The following is a 308-nucleotide window of genomic DNA, read 5'->3' as shown; positions in this document are numbered from 1 at the left end:
ACAGCGGGATGGCATGCACCAGGTCGCGCAGGGTCACGCCCGGCTGCATTTCGCCCTTGAAGCGCACCAGAACCGATTCCGGCATGTCCAGCGGCATCACGCCGGTGGCAGCCGCGAAGGCCACCAAGCCGGAACCGGCCGGGAACGAGATGCCGATCGGGAAGCGCGTGTGGCTGTCGCCGCCGGTGCCCACGGTATCCGGCAGCAGCAGGCGGTTCAGCCAGGAGTGGATCACGCCGTCGCCCGGACGCAGCGCCACGCCGCCGCGGGTGCTGATGAAGGCAGGCAGTTCCTTGTGCGTCTTCACG

At 69.2% G+C, this 308-nt stretch carries 1 protein-coding gene; it reads right to left on the bottom strand.

Annotated elements, in window-relative coordinates; all coding sequences use genetic code 11:
- Positions 1 to 308: aconitase family protein (locus AC0LWF_RS27955; RefSeq protein ID WP_474654712.1), on the bottom strand; the 308-nt coding region annotated here is incomplete at both ends.

This window comes from Paenibacillus sp. sgz302114 (assembly GCF_056120345.1).
The sequence above is the reverse complement of the archived record's forward strand: the minus strand, read 5'-3'. Positions and strand labels throughout refer to the sequence as shown.